The sequence below is a fragment of the Streptomyces sp. NPDC036764 genome, assembly GCF_055609385.1.
Map to the genome: position 1 here is coordinate 59,945 of NZ_JBVJPT010000019.1, position 14,897 is coordinate 74,841.

General features: G+C 65.6%; 27 protein-coding genes. All 27 read left to right on the top strand.

The genetic code is table 11. The features are described from left to right. The 27 genes from rplD to ACZ69Q_RS41490 all read left to right on the top strand — a co-directional run bounded on the left by rplD (window position 1) and on the right by ACZ69Q_RS41490 (window position 14,778). Entirely contained in the window at window positions 1–657 is a 657-nt protein-coding gene (gene rplD, locus ACZ69Q_RS41360; RefSeq protein WP_030952370.1) for a 50S ribosomal protein L4, read from the top strand. Then, window positions 657–1,076: a 50S ribosomal protein L23 gene (gene rplW / locus ACZ69Q_RS41365; RefSeq protein WP_471053000.1), complete on the top strand. Its 420-nt coding sequence runs from the start codon at window positions 657–659 to the stop codon at window positions 1,074–1,076. The genes rplD and rplW overlap by 1 nt, the downstream gene beginning before the upstream one ends. 38 nt (window positions 1,077–1,114) lie before the next feature. Further along, window positions 1,115–1,951: a 50S ribosomal protein L2 gene (rplB, locus tag ACZ69Q_RS41370; RefSeq protein WP_007494772.1), complete on the top strand. Its 837-nt coding sequence runs from the start codon at window positions 1,115–1,117 to the stop codon at window positions 1,949–1,951. 12 nt (window positions 1,952–1,963) lie between these two features. After that, window positions 1,964–2,245, top strand: a complete 282-nt coding sequence (rpsS, locus tag ACZ69Q_RS41375; protein WP_019753092.1) for a 30S ribosomal protein S19 — start codon at window positions 1,964–1,966, stop codon at window positions 2,243–2,245. A gap of 44 nt (window positions 2,246–2,289) precedes the next feature. Continuing rightward, the gene (gene rplV / locus ACZ69Q_RS41380) at window positions 2,290–2,637 is read left to right on the top strand and encodes a 50S ribosomal protein L22 (protein WP_053759515.1); all 348 of its coding nucleotides are present in this window, start codon (window positions 2,290–2,292) and stop codon (window positions 2,635–2,637) included. Continuing rightward, complete coding sequence (rpsC, locus tag ACZ69Q_RS41385; protein ID WP_031477835.1) at window positions 2,637–3,458, top strand: 30S ribosomal protein S3; 822 nt, start codon at window positions 2,637–2,639, stop codon at window positions 3,456–3,458. Before rplV ends, rpsC begins: the two co-directional genes overlap by 1 nt. A gap of 5 nt (window positions 3,459–3,463) precedes the next feature. Then, on the top strand, window positions 3,464–3,883 hold the full coding sequence (gene rplP / locus ACZ69Q_RS41390) for a 50S ribosomal protein L16 (protein WP_030967307.1): 420 nt from the start codon (window positions 3,464–3,466) through the stop codon (window positions 3,881–3,883). Next, window positions 3,883–4,107 (top strand): 50S ribosomal protein L29, encoded by a 225-nt coding sequence (rpmC, locus tag ACZ69Q_RS41395; protein ID WP_007494763.1) that lies wholly within the window; start codon window positions 3,883–3,885, stop codon window positions 4,105–4,107. Before rplP ends, rpmC begins: the two co-directional genes overlap by 1 nt. Next, window positions 4,107–4,391, top strand: coding sequence for a 30S ribosomal protein S17 (gene rpsQ / locus ACZ69Q_RS41400; RefSeq protein ID WP_200700871.1), 285 nt, complete (start codon window positions 4,107–4,109; stop codon window positions 4,389–4,391). The genes rpmC and rpsQ overlap by 1 nt, the downstream gene beginning before the upstream one ends. 98 nt (window positions 4,392–4,489) lie before the next feature. Then, window positions 4,490–4,858 (top strand): 50S ribosomal protein L14, encoded by a 369-nt coding sequence (gene rplN, locus ACZ69Q_RS41405; RefSeq protein ID WP_003998823.1) that lies wholly within the window; start codon window positions 4,490–4,492, stop codon window positions 4,856–4,858. A gap of 2 nt (window positions 4,859–4,860) precedes the next feature. Next, window positions 4,861–5,184 carry a 50S ribosomal protein L24 gene (rplX, locus tag ACZ69Q_RS41410; protein WP_030671805.1) on the top strand — a complete coding sequence of 108 codons (324 nt, stop codon included), beginning with the start codon at window positions 4,861–4,863 and terminating at the stop codon, window positions 5,182–5,184. Then, on the top strand, window positions 5,184–5,741 hold the full coding sequence (rplE, locus tag ACZ69Q_RS41415; RefSeq protein WP_020135807.1) for a 50S ribosomal protein L5: 558 nt from the start codon (window positions 5,184–5,186) through the stop codon (window positions 5,739–5,741). Before rplX ends, rplE begins: the two co-directional genes overlap by 1 nt. Before the next feature lie 5 nt (window positions 5,742–5,746). Then, window positions 5,747–5,932: a type Z 30S ribosomal protein S14 gene (locus ACZ69Q_RS41420; protein ID WP_003948630.1), complete on the top strand. Its 186-nt coding sequence runs from the start codon at window positions 5,747–5,749 to the stop codon at window positions 5,930–5,932. 214 nt (window positions 5,933–6,146) lie between these two features. Beyond that, on the top strand, window positions 6,147–6,545 hold the full coding sequence (gene rpsH, locus ACZ69Q_RS41425) for a 30S ribosomal protein S8 (RefSeq protein ID WP_007384075.1): 399 nt from the start codon (window positions 6,147–6,149) through the stop codon (window positions 6,543–6,545). A gap of 24 nt (window positions 6,546–6,569) precedes the next feature. After that, entirely contained in the window at window positions 6,570–7,109 is a 540-nt protein-coding gene (gene rplF, locus ACZ69Q_RS41430; protein WP_471053005.1) for a 50S ribosomal protein L6, read from the top strand. 3 nt (window positions 7,110–7,112) lie between these two features. Then, on the top strand, window positions 7,113–7,496 hold the full coding sequence (gene rplR / locus ACZ69Q_RS41435) for a 50S ribosomal protein L18 (protein ID WP_055622533.1): 384 nt from the start codon (window positions 7,113–7,115) through the stop codon (window positions 7,494–7,496). Between the two features lie 36 nt (window positions 7,497–7,532). Beyond that, a complete protein-coding gene (gene rpsE / locus ACZ69Q_RS41440) occupies window positions 7,533–8,138 on the top strand; it encodes a 30S ribosomal protein S5 (protein ID WP_015658456.1) in 606 nt (201 codons plus the stop codon). A 2-nt stretch (window positions 8,139–8,140) separates the two neighbouring features. Further along, window positions 8,141–8,323 carry a 50S ribosomal protein L30 gene (rpmD, locus tag ACZ69Q_RS41445; protein WP_003974250.1) on the top strand — a complete coding sequence of 61 codons (183 nt, stop codon included), beginning with the start codon at window positions 8,141–8,143 and terminating at the stop codon, window positions 8,321–8,323. 2 nt (window positions 8,324–8,325) lie between these two features. Beyond that, a complete protein-coding gene (gene rplO / locus ACZ69Q_RS41450) occupies window positions 8,326–8,781 on the top strand; it encodes a 50S ribosomal protein L15 (protein ID WP_003974249.1) in 456 nt (151 codons plus the stop codon). Between the two features lie 245 nt (window positions 8,782–9,026). Continuing rightward, complete coding sequence (gene secY, locus ACZ69Q_RS41455) at window positions 9,027–10,343, top strand: preprotein translocase subunit SecY (RefSeq protein WP_471053008.1); 1,317 nt, start codon at window positions 9,027–9,029, stop codon at window positions 10,341–10,343. Continuing rightward, complete coding sequence (locus ACZ69Q_RS41460; protein ID WP_471053011.1) at window positions 10,343–11,008, top strand: adenylate kinase; 666 nt, start codon at window positions 10,343–10,345, stop codon at window positions 11,006–11,008. Before secY ends, ACZ69Q_RS41460 begins: the two co-directional genes overlap by 1 nt. 137 nt (window positions 11,009–11,145) lie before the next feature. Continuing rightward, the gene (gene map, locus ACZ69Q_RS41465) at window positions 11,146–11,982 is read left to right on the top strand and encodes a type I methionyl aminopeptidase (protein ID WP_471053013.1); all 837 of its coding nucleotides are present in this window, start codon (window positions 11,146–11,148) and stop codon (window positions 11,980–11,982) included. Between the two features lie 179 nt (window positions 11,983–12,161). Beyond that, window positions 12,162–12,383, top strand: coding sequence for a translation initiation factor IF-1 (gene infA / locus ACZ69Q_RS41470; protein ID WP_003948620.1), 222 nt, complete (start codon window positions 12,162–12,164; stop codon window positions 12,381–12,383). Between the two features lie 59 nt (window positions 12,384–12,442). Further along, a complete protein-coding gene (rpmJ, locus tag ACZ69Q_RS41475) occupies window positions 12,443–12,556 on the top strand; it encodes a 50S ribosomal protein L36 (protein ID WP_003998809.1) in 114 nt (37 codons plus the stop codon). Between the two features lie 190 nt (window positions 12,557–12,746). Further along, the gene (gene rpsM, locus ACZ69Q_RS41480; RefSeq protein ID WP_020135802.1) at window positions 12,747–13,127 is read left to right on the top strand and encodes a 30S ribosomal protein S13; all 381 of its coding nucleotides are present in this window, start codon (window positions 12,747–12,749) and stop codon (window positions 13,125–13,127) included. 70 nt (window positions 13,128–13,197) lie between these two features. Next, on the top strand, window positions 13,198–13,602 hold the full coding sequence (gene rpsK, locus ACZ69Q_RS41485; protein ID WP_003956432.1) for a 30S ribosomal protein S11: 405 nt from the start codon (window positions 13,198–13,200) through the stop codon (window positions 13,600–13,602). Window positions 13,603–13,755: 153 nt separating this feature from the next. Continuing rightward, window positions 13,756–14,778 (top strand): DNA-directed RNA polymerase subunit alpha, encoded by a 1,023-nt coding sequence (locus tag ACZ69Q_RS41490; RefSeq protein WP_003966937.1) that lies wholly within the window; start codon window positions 13,756–13,758, stop codon window positions 14,776–14,778. Window positions 14,779–14,897 lie beyond the last annotated feature (119 nt).

Consider the following 14,897-nt stretch of genomic DNA (forward strand, 5'->3'; position numbering starts at 1 on the left):
ATGAGCACTGTTGACATCCTTTCGCCGGCGGGCGACAAGGCCGGTACCGTCGAGCTCCCCGCGGAGATCTTCGACGTAGAGAAGATCAGCGTTCCGCTGCTTCACCAGGTCGTCGTCGCGCAGCTCGCCGCTGCCCGCCAGGGCACGCACAAGACCAAGACCCGCGGTGAAGTCCGTGGTGGTGGCAAGAAGCCTTACCGCCAGAAGGGCACCGGTCGCGCCCGTCAGGGTTCGACCCGCGCGCCGCAGTTCGCCGGTGGTGGCGTCGTGCACGGTCCCGTGCCGCGTGACTACTCGCAGCGGACCCCGAAGAAGATGAAGGCCGCGGCCCTGCGCCACGCCCTCACCGACCGGGCCCGCAACAACCGCATCCACGTCGTCTCCGGCGTGATCGAGGGCGAGACCCCCAGCACCAAGGCCGCCAAGAGCCTGTTCGGCAAGATCAGCGAGCGCAAGAACCTGCTCCTGATCGTCGAGCGCGCCGACGAGGCCGCGTGGCTGTCCGCCCGCAACCTGCCCCAGGTCCACATCCTGGAGCCGGGCCAGCTGAACACGTACGACGTTCTCGTCTCGGACGACGTGGTCTTCACCCAGGCCGCGTTCGAGTCCTTCGTGTCGGGCCCGAAGGCCAATGACACCGAAGGGAGCGAGGCCTGATGGCTACGCGTCACCCGAGCATTGCCTCCAAGGCGGCCAAGGCCGCCAAGGCTGCGCGCGTCGCCAAGGCGCGTCGCCACGCCGCCGAGGGCAAGAACACCGTCGAGACCCCGCTGAGCAAGTCGTTCACGGACCCCCGTGACGTGCTGCTCAAGCCGGTCGTCTCCGAGAAGAGCTACGCGCTTCTCGACGAGAACAAGTACACGTTCATCGTCGACCCGAGTGCCAACAAGACCCAGATCAAGCAGGCCGTCCAGGCGGTCTTCTCGGTCAAGGTCACCGGGGTCAACACGATCAACCGCCAGGGCAAGCGCAAGCGGACCCGCACGGGCTTCGGCCAGCGCGCCGGTACCAAGCGCGCGATCGTGACCCTCGCCGAGGGCGACCGTATCGACATCTTCGGCGGTCCGACCGCGTAAGCGGGTCGGATCGTCCGATATCGGACGAGGACTGAGAAATGGGAATCCGCAAGTACAAGCCGACTACGCCGGGCCGCCGTGGCTCCAGCGTCGCCGACTTCGTCGAGGTCACGCGGTCCACGCCGGAGAAGTCGCTGGTCCGCCCGCTGCACAGCAAGGGCGGCCGTAACAACGCCGGTCGTGTGACCGTTCGCCACCAGGGTGGCGGACACAAGCGCGCCTACCGAGTGATCGACTTCCGTCGTCACGACAAGGACGGCGTGCCGGCGAAGGTCGCGCACATCGAGTACGACCCCAACCGCACCGCGCGCATCGCGCTGCTGCACTACGCCGACGGCGAGAAGCGCTACATCCTCGCCCCGCGCAACCTGCAGCAGGGTGACCGCGTCGAGAACGGTCCCGGGGCAGACATCAAGCCGGGCAACAACCTGGCGCTGCGCAACATCCCGGTCGGTACCACGATCCACGCGATCGAGCTCCGTCCTGGTGGCGGTGCCAAGTTCGCCCGCTCCGCCGGTGCCTCCGTGCAGCTGCTCGCGAAGGAGGGCTCGATGGCCCACCTCCGCATGCCCTCCGGTGAGATCCGCCTGGTCGACCAGCGCTGCCGCGCCACGGTCGGCGAGGTCGGCAACGCCGAGCAGAGCAACATCAACTGGGGCAAGGCCGGCCGCAAGCGCTGGCTGGGCGTTCGTCCGACCGTTCGCGGTGTGGCGATGAACCCGGTTGACCACCCCCACGGTGGTGGTGAGGGCAAGACCTCCGGTGGTCGCCACCCGGTCAGCCCCTGGGGTCAGAAGGAGGGTCGTACTCGTTCGCCGAAGAAGGCTTCGAACAAGTACATCGTCCGCCGCCGCAAGACGAACAAGAAGCGCTAGGAGCGGGTTTAGATGCCGCGCAGTCTCAAGAAGGGGCCCTTCGTCGACGACCACCTGATCAAGAAGGTGGAAGCGCAGAACGAAGCAGGCACCAAGAACGTCATCAAGACCTGGTCCCGTCGCTCCATGATCGTGCCGGCCATGCTCGGCCACACGCTCGCGGTGCACAACGGCAAGACCCACATCCCGGTGTTCGTCACCGAGTCGATGGTCGGCCACAAGCTCGGCGAGTTCTCGCCGACGCGCACCTTCCGGGGTCACGTCAAGGACGACCGGAAGTCGAAGCGCCGCTAGTAGCGGATCGCATTCAGACACGTAAGTAACTGAGAGGGACAACCATGGAAGCCAGGGCCCAGGCGCGGTACATCCGCGTTACGCCCATGAAGGCCCGCCGCGTGGTGGACCTTATCCGTGGCATGGACGCCACGGAGGCTCAGGCTGTTCTGCGATTCGCTCCGCAGGCAGCCTCCGTGCCCGTCGGCAAGGTGCTTGACAGCGCCATCGCCAACGCCGCGCACAACTACGACCACCCGGACGCCTCCTCGCTGTTCATCAGCGAGGCGTACGTCGACGAGGGCCCGACCCTGAAGCGGTTCCGTCCGCGTGCACAGGGCCGTGCCTACCGGATCCGCAAGCGGACCAGCCACATCACTGTGGTCGTCAGCAGCAAGGAAGGAACCCGGTAATGGGCCAGAAGGTTAACCCGCATGGGTTCCGGCTCGGTGTCACCACGGACTTCAAGTCCCGGTGGTACGCCGACAAGCTGTACAAGGACTACGTCAAGGAAGACGTCGCCATCCGTCGGATGATGACGTCCGGCATGGAGCGCGCCGGTATCTCGAAGGTTGAGATCGAGCGCACCCGTGACCGCGTGCGGGTGGACATCCACACCGCTCGTCCGGGCATCGTCATCGGCCGCCGTGGCGCCGAGGCCGACCGCATCCGCGGTGACCTCGAGAAGCTCACGGGCAAGCAGGTCCAGCTCAACATCCTCGAGGTCAAGAACCCCGAGACGGACGCTCAGCTTGTCGCGCAGGCCGTTGCCGAGCAGCTCTCCTCCCGCGTCTCCTTCCGTCGGGCCATGCGTAAGAGCATGCAGTCCGCCATGAAGGCCGGCGCCAAGGGCATCAAGATCCAGTGCGGTGGCCGCCTCGGCGGCGCCGAGATGTCCCGCTCGGAGTTCTACCGCGAGGGCCGTGTGCCCCTGCACACGCTCCGCGCGAACGTGGACTACGGCTTCTTCGAGGCCAAGACGACCTTCGGCCGCATCGGTGTGAAGGTCTGGATCTACAAGGGCGACGTCAAGAACATCGCCGAGGTCCGCGCCGAGAACGCTGCGGCCCGTGCGGGTAACCGCCCGGCCCGCGGTGGTGCCGACCGCCCGGCCCGTGGTGGCCGCGGTGGCGAGCGGCGCGGTCGCAAGCCGCAGCAGGCTGCCGGTTCCGAGGCCCCCAAGGCCGAGGCTCCCGCGTCCGCTCCGGCTGAGAGCACCGGAACGGAGGCCTGACCGAAATGCTGATCCCCCGTAGGGTCAAGCACCGCAAGCAGCACCACCCGAAGCGCTCCGGCGCTGCCAAGGGTGGCACGACGGTTGCGTTCGGCGAGTACGGCATCCAGGCGCTCACCCCGGCGTACGTGACGAACCGTCAGATCGAGGCCGCTCGTATCGCCATGACGCGTCACATCAAGCGTGGTGGCAAGGTCTGGATCAACATCTACCCGGACCGTCCCCTCACCAAGAAGCCTGCCGAGACCCGCATGGGTTCCGGTAAGGGTTCTCCGGAGTGGTGGATCGCCAACGTCAAGCCCGGACGCGTGATGTTCGAGCTGTCGTACCCCAACGAGAAGATCGCCCGTGAGGCTCTGACTCGCGCCGCCCACAAGCTGCCGATGAAGTGCCGGATCGTCAAGCGCGAGGCAGGTGAAGCGTGATGTCGGCCGGTACCAAGGCGTCCGAGCTGCGCGAGCTGGGCAACGAGGAGCTTCTGGCGAAGCTCCGCGAGGCCAAGGAAGAGCTGTTCAACCTCCGCTTCCAGGCGGCGACGGGTCAGCTCGAGAACCACGGCCGTCTCAAGGCGGTCCGCAAGGACATCGCGCGGATCTACACCCTGATGCGCGAGCGTGAGCTGGGCATCGAAACGGTGGAGAACGCCTGATGAGCGAGAAGAACGTGACTGAGAACGCAGAGGCGCGCGGTTTCCGCAAGACCCGTGAGGGTCTCGTCGTCAGCGACAAGATGGACAAGACCGTCGTCGTCGCTGTCGAGGACCGCGTCAAGCACGCGCTGTACGGCAAGGTCATCCGCCGTACGAACAAGCTCAAGGCGCACGACGAGCAGAACGCCGCGGGTGTCGGCGACCGTGTCCTCCTCGCGGAGACCCGGCCGCTGTCCGCGACGAAGCGCTGGCGCGTCGTCGAGATCCTCGAGAAGGCCAAGTAATTCCTGCGGGGTAACCCGCAGGACAGTTCCGCCAGGCTCGGCAGGGGCGCTCGTACCGAGGCCCCTGCCGGGAACCGGCAGACAAACAGGAGATAGACGTGATCCAGCAGGAGTCGCGACTGCGCGTCGCCGACAACACTGGTGCGAAGGAGATCCTTTGCATCCGTGTGCTCGGTGGCTCCGGTCGCCGCTACGCGGGCATCGGTGACGTCATCGTCGCCACCGTCAAGGACGCGATCCCCGGTGGCAACGTGAAGAAGGGTGACGTCGTCAAGGCGGTCATCGTTCGCACCGTCAAGGAGCGCCGTCGTCCGGACGGCTCGTACATCCGCTTCGACGAGAACGCCGCCGTCATTCTGAAGAACGACGGCGACCCTCGCGGCACCCGTATCTTCGGCCCGGTCGGCCGTGAGCTGCGCGAGAAGAAGTTCATGAAGATCATCTCGCTCGCGCCGGAGGTGCTGTAAGCATGAAGATCAAGAAGGGCGACCTGGTCCAGGTCATCACCGGTAAGGACAAGGGCAAGCAGGGCAAGGTCATCGCGGCCTACCCCCGCGAGGACCGTGTCCTGGTCGAGGGTGTCAACCGGGTCAAGAAGCACACCAAGGCCGGTCCGACCGCTCGCGGTTCCCAGGCCGGCGGCATCGTCACGACCGAGGCGCCGATCCACGTCTCCAACGTCCAGTTGGTCGTTGAGAAGGACGGCAACAAGGTCGTCACGCGTGTCGGCTACCGCTTCGACGACGAAGGCAACAAGATCCGCGTTGCCAAGCGGACGGGTGAGGACATCTGATGGCTACCACCACCACTCCGCGTCTGAAGACGAAGTACCGCGAGGAGATCGCGGGCAAGCTGCGTGACGAGTTCAAGTACGAGAACGTCATGCAGATCCCCGGCCTCGTCAAGATCGTGGTCAACATGGGTGTCGGCGACGCCGCCCGTGACTCGAAGCTGATCGAGGGCGCGATCCGCGACCTGACCACCATCACCGGTCAGAAGCCGGCCGTCACCAAGGCCCGCAAGTCCATCGCGCAGTTCAAGCTGCGTGAGGGCCAGCCGATCGGTGCCCACGTCACGCTCCGTGGCGACCGCATGTGGGAGTTCCTGGACCGCACCCTGTCGCTCGCGCTGCCGCGCATCCGCGACTTCCGTGGTCTGTCCCCCAAGCAGTTCGACGGCCGTGGCAACTACACCTTCGGTCTCACCGAGCAGGTCATGTTCCACGAGATCGACCAGGACAAGATCGACCGCACCCGGGGTATGGACATCACCGTGGTGACCACGGCGACCAACGACGCTGAGGGCCGCGCGCTCCTTCGTCACCTCGGCTTCCCCTTCAAGGAGGCGTGAGCGAGATGGCGAAGAAGGCTCTGATCGCGAAGGCTGCTCGCAAGCCCAAGTTCGGCGTGCGTGGCTACACGCGCTGCCAGCGTTGTGGCCGTCCCCACTCCGTGTACCGCAAGTTCGGCCTGTGCCGCGTGTGCCTTCGTGAGATGGCTCACCGTGGCGAGCTGCCGGGCGTGACCAAGAGCTCCTGGTAATCCCCCTAATCAGGGATTCCCGAAGCTCTCGGTAAGCAATGGGCGTGTCAGGCGCCCTCCCTTCCATGGCTTAGGCTTGGAGGGTTGGGCGCCTGACGGTCGCCCGTACGACTTACTACGCCGTAGGTCCACCGCACCGCACCCGCCTCGTCTCGGATCGAGGAGAGGGATGGCGCACCTGGAAACCCCGGCGAGAGAGGCCGAAGGCCAATTCATGACCATGACTGATCCGATCGCAGACATGCTTACGCGTCTGCGGAACGCGAACTCGGCATACCACGACTCCGTGACGATGCCGGCATCGAAGATCAAGTCGCACATCGCGGAGATCCTCCAGCAGGAGGGCTTCATCACGGGCTGGAAGGTCGAGGACGCCGAGGTCGGCAAGAACCTCGTCCTCGAGCTGAAGTTCGGCCCGAACCGTGAGCGCTCCATCGCGGGCATCAAGCGGATCTCCAAGCCCGGTCTCCGGGTTTACGCGAAGTCCACCAACCTGCCGAAGGTGCTCGGCGGCCTCGGCGTGGCGATCATCTCCACGTCGCACGGGCTCCTCACCGACAAGCAGGCCGGCAAGAAGGGCGTGGGTGGGGAAGTCCTCGCCTACGTCTGGTAGCGGAAGGGAACGGAGGAAACAGCTATGTCGCGTATTGGCAAGCTCCCTATCGCGGTTCCCGCCGGCGTGGACGTCACCATCGACGGCCGTACGGTCTCGGTCAAGGGCCCCAAGGGCACGCTGACCCACACCGTCGCGGCGCCGATCGACATCGCCAAGGGTGAGGACGGCGTTCTGAACGTCACCCGCCCCAACGACGAGCGTCAGAACAAGGCCCTGCACGGCCTGTCCCGCACGCTGGTGGCGAACATGATCACCGGCGTGACCCAGGGTTACGTGAAGAAGCTCGAGATCAGCGGTGTCGGTTACCGCGTTACGGCCAAGGGTTCGAACCTCGAGTTCGCTCTCGGCTACAGCCACCCGATCACCGTCGAGGCCCCCGAGGGCATCACCTTCAAGGTGGAGGCCCCCACCCGGTTCTCGGTCGAGGGCATCGACAAGCAGAAGGTCGGCGAGGTTGCGGCCAACATCCGCAAGCTGCGCAAGCCCGACCCGTACAAGGCCAAGGGCGTCAAGTACGAGGGCGAAGTCATCCGCCGCAAGGTCGGAAAGGCGGGTAAGTAAGCCATGGCATACGGACAGAAGATCCTTAAGGGCGACGCCTACAAGCGCGCCGCGATCAAGCGCCGCCACATCCGGATCCGTAAGCACATCAACGGAACGGCGGAGCGTCCGCGTCTGGTCGTTACCCGCTCGAACCGCCACATCGTGGCCCAGGTGATCGACGACATCAAGGGTCACACCCTTGCGTCGGCGTCCACCCTGGACACCACGATTCGCGGTGGCGAGGGCGACAAGTCCGCGCAGGCCAAGCAGGTCGGCGCCCTGGTCGCCGAGCGCGCCAAGGCCGCCGGCGTCGAGGCTGTCGTATTCGACCGTGGTGGTAACCAGTACGCCGGGCGCATCGCCGCCCTGGCGGACGCCGCCCGCGAAGCCGGGCTCAAGTTCTGAGCCGCTCGTAGCTAGCGGAAAGAGAGAGGTAATCCAATGGCTGGACCCCAGCGCCGCGGTGGCGGTGCCGGTGGCGGCGAGCGGCGGGACCGTAAGGGCCGTGACGGTGGCGCAGCCGCCGCCGAGAAGACCGCTTACGTTGAGCGCGTTGTCGCGATCAACCGTGTCGCCAAGGTTGTGAAGGGTGGTCGTCGCTTCAGCTTCACCGCGCTGGTCGTGGTGGGCGACGGTGACGGCACCGTGGGTGTCGGTTACGGCAAGGCCAAGGAGGTGCCGGCCGCCATCGCCAAGGGTGTTGAGGAGGCCAAGAAGCACTTCTTCAAGGTCCCCCGTATCCAGGGCACCATCCCGCACCCGATCCAGGGTGAGAAGGCTGCCGGCGTTGTGCTCCTGAAGCCCGCGTCGCCCGGTACCGGTGTTATCGCCGGTGGTCCGGTGCGTGCCGTGCTCGAGTGCGCCGGTATCCACGACATCCTGTCGAAGTCGCTCGGCTCCGACAACGCGATCAACATCGTGCACGCGACCGTGGAGGCCCTGAAGGGCCTGCAGCGTCCCGAGGAGGTCGCGGCCCGCCGTGGTCTGCCGCTCGAGGACGTCGCCCCCGCGGCTCTTCTCCGTGCGCGTGCCGGGGCGGGTGCGTAATCATGGCGCAGCTCAAGATTACGCAGGTCAAGTCCTACATCGGCAGCAAGCAGAACCACCGTGACACCCTGCGCTCCCTTGGTCTCAAGGGGATCAACACGCAGGTCGTCAAGGAGGACCGCCCCGAGTTCCGCGGCATGGTGCACACCGTCCGCCACCTCGTGACGGTCGAGGAGGTCGACTGATCATGGCGGAGAACAACCCGCTCAAGATCCACAACCTCCGTCCCGCCCCGGGCGCCAAGACCGCCAAGACCCGTGTGGGTCGTGGTGAGGCGTCGAAGGGTAAGACGGCCGGTCGTGGTACCAAGGGTACGAAGGCTCGTTACCAGGTTCCGGAGCGCTTCGAGGGTGGCCAGATGCCCCTCCACATGCGTCTTCCGAAGCTGAAGGGCTTCAAGAACCCGTTCAAGACCGAGTTCCAGGTCGTGAACCTCGACAAGCTGGCCGCGCTCTACCCCGAGGGTGGCGAGGTCACCGTCGAGGGTCTGGTGGCCAAGGGTGCCGTTCGCAAGAACAGCCTCGTCAAGGTCCTCGGCCAGGGCGAGATCTCCGTGGCGCTGCAGGTGACGGTCGACGCCGTCTCCGGCTCCGCCAAGGAGAAGATCACCGCCGCCGGCGGTACCGTCACCGAGCTCGTCTGAACGAATCAGGCGTCTCGATGACTTGAGCGATCCCGACCGGGGATACCCCACAAATGGGGTATCCCCGGTTGGTCGTTCCAAGGGGGGCGGTCTCGCCGGTAAGGTGGCCTGCACTGCCTACTTTTACTTAGTGCTTCTTGTGAGGCACTCTGAGCGGCAGTTGACCGTTAGCTAAGTCGTTCCTATTAGTCGAACCTCAAGACCGTCACCCTTGACGCAGTTGCGCGGGGGTCGCAGGAGGCACCGTGCTCACCGCGTTCGCCCGGGCGTTCAAGACGCCCGACCTGCGCAAGAAGCTGCTCTTCACGCTCGCCATCATCGTGGTGTACCGCGTCGGTACCCACATTCCGATCCCCGGCGTCGACTACTCGGCCGTCCAGACCTGTATCGACCAGGCGAGCACCAACACAGGCCTGTTCGGTCTGGTCAACATGTTCAGTGGCGGCGCTCTGCTTCAGATCACGATCTTCGCGCTCGGCATCATGCCGTACATCACGGCGAGCATCATTCTCCAGTTGCTGACCGTTGTGATCCCGCGCCTGGAAGCCCTCAAGAAGGAGGGCCAGGCGGGTACGGCGAAGATCACGCAGTACACCCGTTACCTCACGGTGGCGCTCGCCATCCTGCAGGGCACGGGCCTGGTGGCCACCGCCCGCAGCGGCGCGCTCTTCCAGGGCTGCCCGGTCGCCGGCCAGATCGTCCCGAACCAGTCGATCTTCACGACCATCACCATGGTCATCACCATGACCGCAGGTACGGCCGTCGTCATGTGGCTGGGTGAGCTCATCACCGACCGCGGCATCGGCAACGGCATGTCGATCCTGATGTTCATCTCGATCGCCGCGACCTTCCCGTCCGCGCTGTGGGCCATCAAGCAGCAGGGCGACCTGGCCGGCGGATGGATCGAGTTCGGCACCGTCATCGCCGTGGGCCTGGTCATGGTCGGTCTGGTCGTCTTCGTCGAGCAGGCACAGCGCCGTATTCCGGTGCAGTATGCGAAGCGCATGATCGGCCGCCGTTCCTACGGCGGTACGTCGACGTACATCCCGCTCAAGGTGAACCAGGCCGGCGTGATTCCCGTCATCTTCGCGTCGTCGCTGCTCTATATTCCGGCGCTGATCGTGCAGTTCTCCAACAACCAGGAGTCCGGCTGGGCGACCTGGGTCACACAGAACCTGGCGGACACGGGGGCACCCGTGCACGTCACCCTCTATTTCTTCCTGATTGTCTTCTTCGCGTTCTTCTACGTGGCCATCTCGTTCAACCCCGAGGAAGTCGCGGACAACATGAAGAAGTATGGTGGCTTCATCCCGGGCATCCGGGCTGGCCGACCGACCGCTGAGTACCTTTCCTACGTGCTCAACCGGATCACCTGGCCGGGCTCGCTGTACTTGGGTCTGATCGCTCTCGTGCCGACGATGGCGTTGGCTGGTTTCGGGGCAAACCAGAACTTCCCGTTCGGTGGTACCAGCATCCTGATCATCGTGGGTGTCGGTCTCGAAACGGTGAAGCAGATCGAGAGCCAGCTCCAGCAGCGCAATTACGAAGGGTTCCTCCGCTGATGCGTATCGTCCTCGTCGGGCCGCCGGGTGCCGGCAAGGGAACGCAGGCTGCGTTCCTCGCCAAGAACCTGTCGATCCCGCACATCTCCACGGGCGACCTGTTCCGCGCCAACATCAGCCAGCAGACGGAGCTCGGGAAACTCGCGAAGTCCTACATGGACGCGGGCAACCTGGTGCCGGACGAGGTCACCATCGGGATGGCCAAGGACCGTATGGAGCAGCCGGACGCCGAGAGCGGCTTCCTGCTGGACGGCTTCCCGCGCAACGTGTCCCAGGCCGAGGCTCTGGACGAGATGCTTCAGTCCGAGAGCATGAAGCTGGACGCGGTGCTCGACCTGGAAGTCCCCGAGGAAGAGGTCGTCAAGCGGATCGCCGGCCGGCGGATCTGCCGCAAGGACTCCAGCCACGTCTTCCACGTGACGTACAGCAAGCCGAAGCAGGAGGGCGTCTGCGACGCCTGCGGCGGCGAGCTGTACCAGCGTGACGACGACTCGGAGGAGACGGTCCGCAAGCGCCTCGAGGTCTACCACACGCAGACCGAGCCGATCATCGACTACTACAAGGCGCAGGGGCTGGTCGTCACCATCTCCGCGCTGGGCAAGGTCGAAGACGTCACGGCGCGCGCCATGGAGGCGCTCAAGCGTGACGAGGACGGCCAGCAGTAGCGTTCTCAGCTCGTAACGCAGCACAGGCCGCGGCTCCCTTCGAGGGGGCCGCGGCTGCTGTGTGGGGCGGGTCCTTGCGGCTCCGCCCTTATGGTTGAAACAGTCCCCTCCACCCGGCAGGAAAGGCCCCCGTCCCCATGGTGCAGATCAAGACCCCCGAGCAGATCGCCAAGATGCGTGAGGCGGGGTTGGTCGTCGCCGCCATCCACGCGGCCACGCGCGAGGTCGCGGTACCCGGGGCCAGCACCAAGGATCTGGACGAGGTCGCCCGCAAGGTGCTCGCCGAGCACGGTGCCAAGTCGAACTTCCTCGGCTACGGCGGCTTCCCCGCGACGATCTGCACCTCCGTGAACGACGTCGTCGTCCACGGCATCCCGTCCGAGGACGTCGTCCTCAAGGACGGCGACATCATCTCCATCGACTGCGGCGCCATCATCGACGGCTGGCACGGCGACGCCGCCTACACCGCCTTCGTCGGTTCCGGTCACGCTCCGGAGCTGATCGAGCTCTCCCGGGTCACCGAGCAGTCGATGTGGGCCGGTATCGCGGCCATGAAGCAGGGCAACCGCCTGGTCGACGTCTCCCGTGCCATCGAGACGTACATCCGCCGCCAGCCGAAGGCCGGCGGCGGCCGCTACGGCATCATCGAGGACTACGGCGGCCACGGCATCGGCACCGAGATGCACATGGACCCGCATCTGCTGAACTACGTGGAGCGCCGGCGCGGCAAGGGCCCCAAGCTGGTCCCCGGGTTCTGCCTGGCGATCGAGCCGATGGTGTCTCTGGGCACGCCGAAGACCGAGGTCCTCTCGGACGACTGGACGGTCATCACCACCGACGGCACCTGGTCCTCCCACTGGGAGCACTCCGTCGCGCTGACCGAGGAGGGCCCGCTGGTGCTGACCGCTCCCGACGCGGGCAAGGCCAAGCTGGCCGAGTTCGGGATCGTCGCCGCGCCGGATCCGCTGGCCTGAGCCCCCTTCCGCGGCCCAGGTGCTTAATGATCTGCCGGTCAGGGCAGGATTCCCCGATTCGTCTTTCCGGGTGCGCTGACGTAGACTGACTCGTCGGCTCTCGTGCACCCGCATGTCCGCATGCGCCCGTAAGGGAAAGCGCAGGAGTCGATCAAGGTAGTCGATTCGAAGGGCGAAGCGTGGCCAAGAAGCAAGGTGCCATCGAGATCGAGGGCACTGTCGTCGAGTCTCTTCCGAACGCCATGTTCAAGGTCGAGCTCCAGAACGGCCACCAGGTCCTGGCACACATCAGCGGCAAGATGCGTATGCACTACATCCGCATCCTCCCTGACGACCGGGTCGTGGTGGAGTTGTCTCCGTACGACCTGACGCGTGGCCGGATCGTCTACCGATACAAGTAGATCTTGCCCGCACTCCGTTTCGGCGGGGTGGTGGCACTGACCCGGAGAACCTCAATCCCATGAAGGTCAAGCCGAGCGTCAAGAAGATCTGCGACAAGTGCAGGGTGATCCGCCGTCACGGTCGGGTCATGGTCATCTGCGAGAACCCGCGCCACAAGCAGCGCCAGGGCTGACGCACGACCGATCCCTCTGCATCCATCGCAGAGCTTCGCGCGACGCAAGCTGAATATGTTCATACGCAGAACCCAGGCGAGCCATTGCCTGACACCCCCGGTTCGGAGGCCGGGGACTCAGTTCGTACCTCGTACGGCGGCTGGGAATCGGTTCTGCGGAAGACCTCCGAAGATCACCAGGAGCCATTGAATGGCACGCGTTTCCGGTGTTGACATCCCGCGCGAAAAGCGCGTGGAGGTCGCCCTGACCTACGTGTTCGGTATCGGCCGGACGCTCTCCCAGCAGACGCTGGCCGAGACCGGCATCGACCCGAACACCCGCGTTCGCGACCTCTCCGAGGAGCAGCTCGTCGCGATTCGTGAGTACGTCGACAACAACATCAAGACCGAGGGTGACCTCCGTCGCGAGATCCAGGCCGACATCCGCCGCAAGGTCGAGATCGGCTGCTACCAGGGTCTCCGTCACCGTCGCGGTCTGCCCGTCCGCGGTCAGCGCACCAGCACGAACGCCCGTACCCGCAAGGGCCCGCGTCGCGCCATCGCCGGCAAGAAGAAGCCGGGCAAGAAGTAGTCCTCAGCGGACAACGCTTCATCAGCGGTCTTCGCTGTAGGACCGACCACCTCCCCGTAGGAGTTACTAGATGCCCCCCAAGGGTCGTCAGGGCGCTGCCAAGAAGGTGCGCCGCAAGGAAAAGAAGAACGTCGCTCACGGCCACGCGCACATCAAGAGCACGTTCAACAACACGATCGTCTCCATCACGGACCCGTCCGGCAACGTGATCTCCTGGGCCTCCGCCGGCCACGTCGGCTTCAAGGGCTCCCGGAAGTCCACGCCGTTCGCCGCGCAGATGGCCGCCGAGTCGGCTGCCCGCCGCGCCCAGGAGCACGGCATGCGCAAGGTCGACGTGTTCGTGAAGGGTCCGGGTTCGGGTCGTGAGACCGCGATCCGTTCGCTTCAGGCGACCGGTCTCGAGGTCGGCTCCATCCAGGACGTCACCCCGACCCCGCACAACGGCTGCCGTCCGCCGAAGCGTCGTCGCGTCTGACGCACGGCTGCTTCGAGCAGGCTTCGGGTTCGGGCGGTACGGCTCTGTAGGGCCGTATCGCCCTTACCCTTGCAGTACCCGCACTTTCCATGGGTGCGGTTTCCGTCGGGCGTCAAATAGCGGGCGTCCACGAAAGAAGGATCTGATCCACACATGCTGATCGCTCAGCGTCCCTCGTTGACCGAAGAGGTCGTCGACGAGTTCCGCTCCCGGTTCGTGATCGAGCCGCTGGAGCCGGGCTTCGGTTACACCCTCGGCAACTCCCTGCGTCGGACCCTGCTGTCCTCCATCCCCGGTGCGGCTGTCACCAGCATCCGCATCGACGGTGTCCTGCACGAGTTCACCACCGTGCCGGGCGTCAAGGAGGACGTCACCGACCTGATCCTCAACATCAAGCAGCTCGTGGTCTCCTCGGAGCACGACGAGCCGGTCGTGATGTACCTGCGCAAGCAGGGTCCGGGTCTGGTCACCGCCGCCGACATCGCGCCCCCGGCCGGTGTCGAGGTGCACAACCCCGACCTCGTCCTCGCCACGCTCAACGGCAAGGGCAAGCTGGAGATGGAGCTCACGGTCGAGCGTGGCCGTGGTTACGTCTCCGCCGTGCAGAACAAGCAGGTGGGCCAGGAGATCGGCCGTATCCCGGTCGACTCCATCTACTCGCCGGTTCTGAAGGTCACGTACAAGGTCGAGGCCACGCGTGTCGAGCAGCGCACCGACTTCGACAAGCTGATCGTCGACGTCGAGACCAAGCAGGCGATGCGTCCGCGTGACGCCATGGCCTCCGCCGGTAAGACCCTGGTCGAGCTGTTCGGTCTCGCCCGCGAGCTGAACATCGACGCCGAGGGCATCGACATGGGCCCGTCCCCCACGGACGCCGCCCTTGCCGCCGACCTGGCGCTGCCGATCGAGGAGCTGGAGCTCACCGTTCGGTCGTACAACTGCCTCAAGCGCGAGGGCATCCACTCCGTGGGTGAGCTCGTGGCTCGTTCCGAGGCGGACCTCCTCGACATTCGCAACTTCGGTGCGAAGTCGATCGACGAGGTCAAGGCGAAGCTGGCCGGCATGGGCCTGGCCCTGAAGGACAGCCCGCCCGGATTCGACCCGACCGCTGCGGCTGACGCCTTTGGCGCCGATGACGACGCGGACGCCGGGTTCGTGGAGACCGAGCAGTACTAAGAGCTCGGGCCAGACGGTCCGTTTTCGGGTGTGGGTGCGCTGTGCTTGATCGCGCAGTTCCCCGCGCCCCTTCCGGAAGCGCCCCTTCGGGGCTGCTTCCGGATCTCCGACAGGCGACC

Excerpts from the sequence above, each read along its gene's own strand:
- rpsQ (WP_200700871.1), top strand. The coding sequence starts at position 4,107 with ATGAGCGAGAAGAACGTGACTGAGAACGCAGAGGCGCGCGGTTTCCGC.
- rplD (WP_030952370.1), top strand. The coding sequence starts at position 1 with ATGAGCACTGTTGACATCCTTTCGCCGGCGGGCGACAAGGCCGGTACC.
- rplW (WP_471053000.1), top strand. The coding sequence starts at position 657 with ATGGCTACGCGTCACCCGAGCATTGCCTCCAAGGCGGCCAAGGCCGCC.
- rplX (WP_030671805.1), top strand. The coding sequence starts at position 4,861 with ATGAAGATCAAGAAGGGCGACCTGGTCCAGGTCATCACCGGTAAGGAC.
- rplB (WP_007494772.1), top strand. The coding sequence starts at position 1,115 with ATGGGAATCCGCAAGTACAAGCCGACTACGCCGGGCCGCCGTGGCTCC.
- rplF (WP_471053005.1), top strand. The coding sequence starts at position 6,570 with ATGTCGCGTATTGGCAAGCTCCCTATCGCGGTTCCCGCCGGCGTGGAC.
- map (WP_471053013.1), top strand. The coding sequence starts at position 11,146 with ATGGTGCAGATCAAGACCCCCGAGCAGATCGCCAAGATGCGTGAGGCG.
- rpsM (WP_020135802.1), top strand. The coding sequence starts at position 12,747 with ATGGCACGCGTTTCCGGTGTTGACATCCCGCGCGAAAAGCGCGTGGAG.
- rplE (WP_020135807.1), top strand. The coding sequence starts at position 5,184 with ATGGCTACCACCACCACTCCGCGTCTGAAGACGAAGTACCGCGAGGAG.
- rplO (WP_003974249.1), top strand. The coding sequence starts at position 8,326 with ATGGCGGAGAACAACCCGCTCAAGATCCACAACCTCCGTCCCGCCCCG.
- rplP (WP_030967307.1), top strand. The coding sequence starts at position 3,464 with ATGCTGATCCCCCGTAGGGTCAAGCACCGCAAGCAGCACCACCCGAAG.
- rpmD (WP_003974250.1), top strand. The coding sequence starts at position 8,141 with ATGGCGCAGCTCAAGATTACGCAGGTCAAGTCCTACATCGGCAGCAAG.
- rpmJ (WP_003998809.1), top strand. The coding sequence starts at position 12,443 with ATGAAGGTCAAGCCGAGCGTCAAGAAGATCTGCGACAAGTGCAGGGTG.
- rpsE (WP_015658456.1), top strand. The coding sequence starts at position 7,533 with ATGGCTGGACCCCAGCGCCGCGGTGGCGGTGCCGGTGGCGGCGAGCGG.
- ACZ69Q_RS41460 (WP_471053011.1), top strand. The coding sequence starts at position 10,343 with ATGCGTATCGTCCTCGTCGGGCCGCCGGGTGCCGGCAAGGGAACGCAG.
- rpsH (WP_007384075.1), top strand. The coding sequence starts at position 6,147 with ATGACCATGACTGATCCGATCGCAGACATGCTTACGCGTCTGCGGAAC.
- rpsK (WP_003956432.1), top strand. The coding sequence starts at position 13,198 with ATGCCCCCCAAGGGTCGTCAGGGCGCTGCCAAGAAGGTGCGCCGCAAG.
- rplR (WP_055622533.1), top strand. The coding sequence starts at position 7,113 with ATGGCATACGGACAGAAGATCCTTAAGGGCGACGCCTACAAGCGCGCC.
- ACZ69Q_RS41490 (WP_003966937.1), top strand. The coding sequence starts at position 13,756 with ATGCTGATCGCTCAGCGTCCCTCGTTGACCGAAGAGGTCGTCGACGAG.
- rpmC (WP_007494763.1), top strand. The coding sequence starts at position 3,883 with ATGTCGGCCGGTACCAAGGCGTCCGAGCTGCGCGAGCTGGGCAACGAG.
- rpsC (WP_031477835.1), top strand. The coding sequence starts at position 2,637 with ATGGGCCAGAAGGTTAACCCGCATGGGTTCCGGCTCGGTGTCACCACG.
- ACZ69Q_RS41420 (WP_003948630.1), top strand. The coding sequence starts at position 5,747 with ATGGCGAAGAAGGCTCTGATCGCGAAGGCTGCTCGCAAGCCCAAGTTC.
- rpsS (WP_019753092.1), top strand. The coding sequence starts at position 1,964 with ATGCCGCGCAGTCTCAAGAAGGGGCCCTTCGTCGACGACCACCTGATC.
- rplV (WP_053759515.1), top strand. The coding sequence starts at position 2,290 with ATGGAAGCCAGGGCCCAGGCGCGGTACATCCGCGTTACGCCCATGAAG.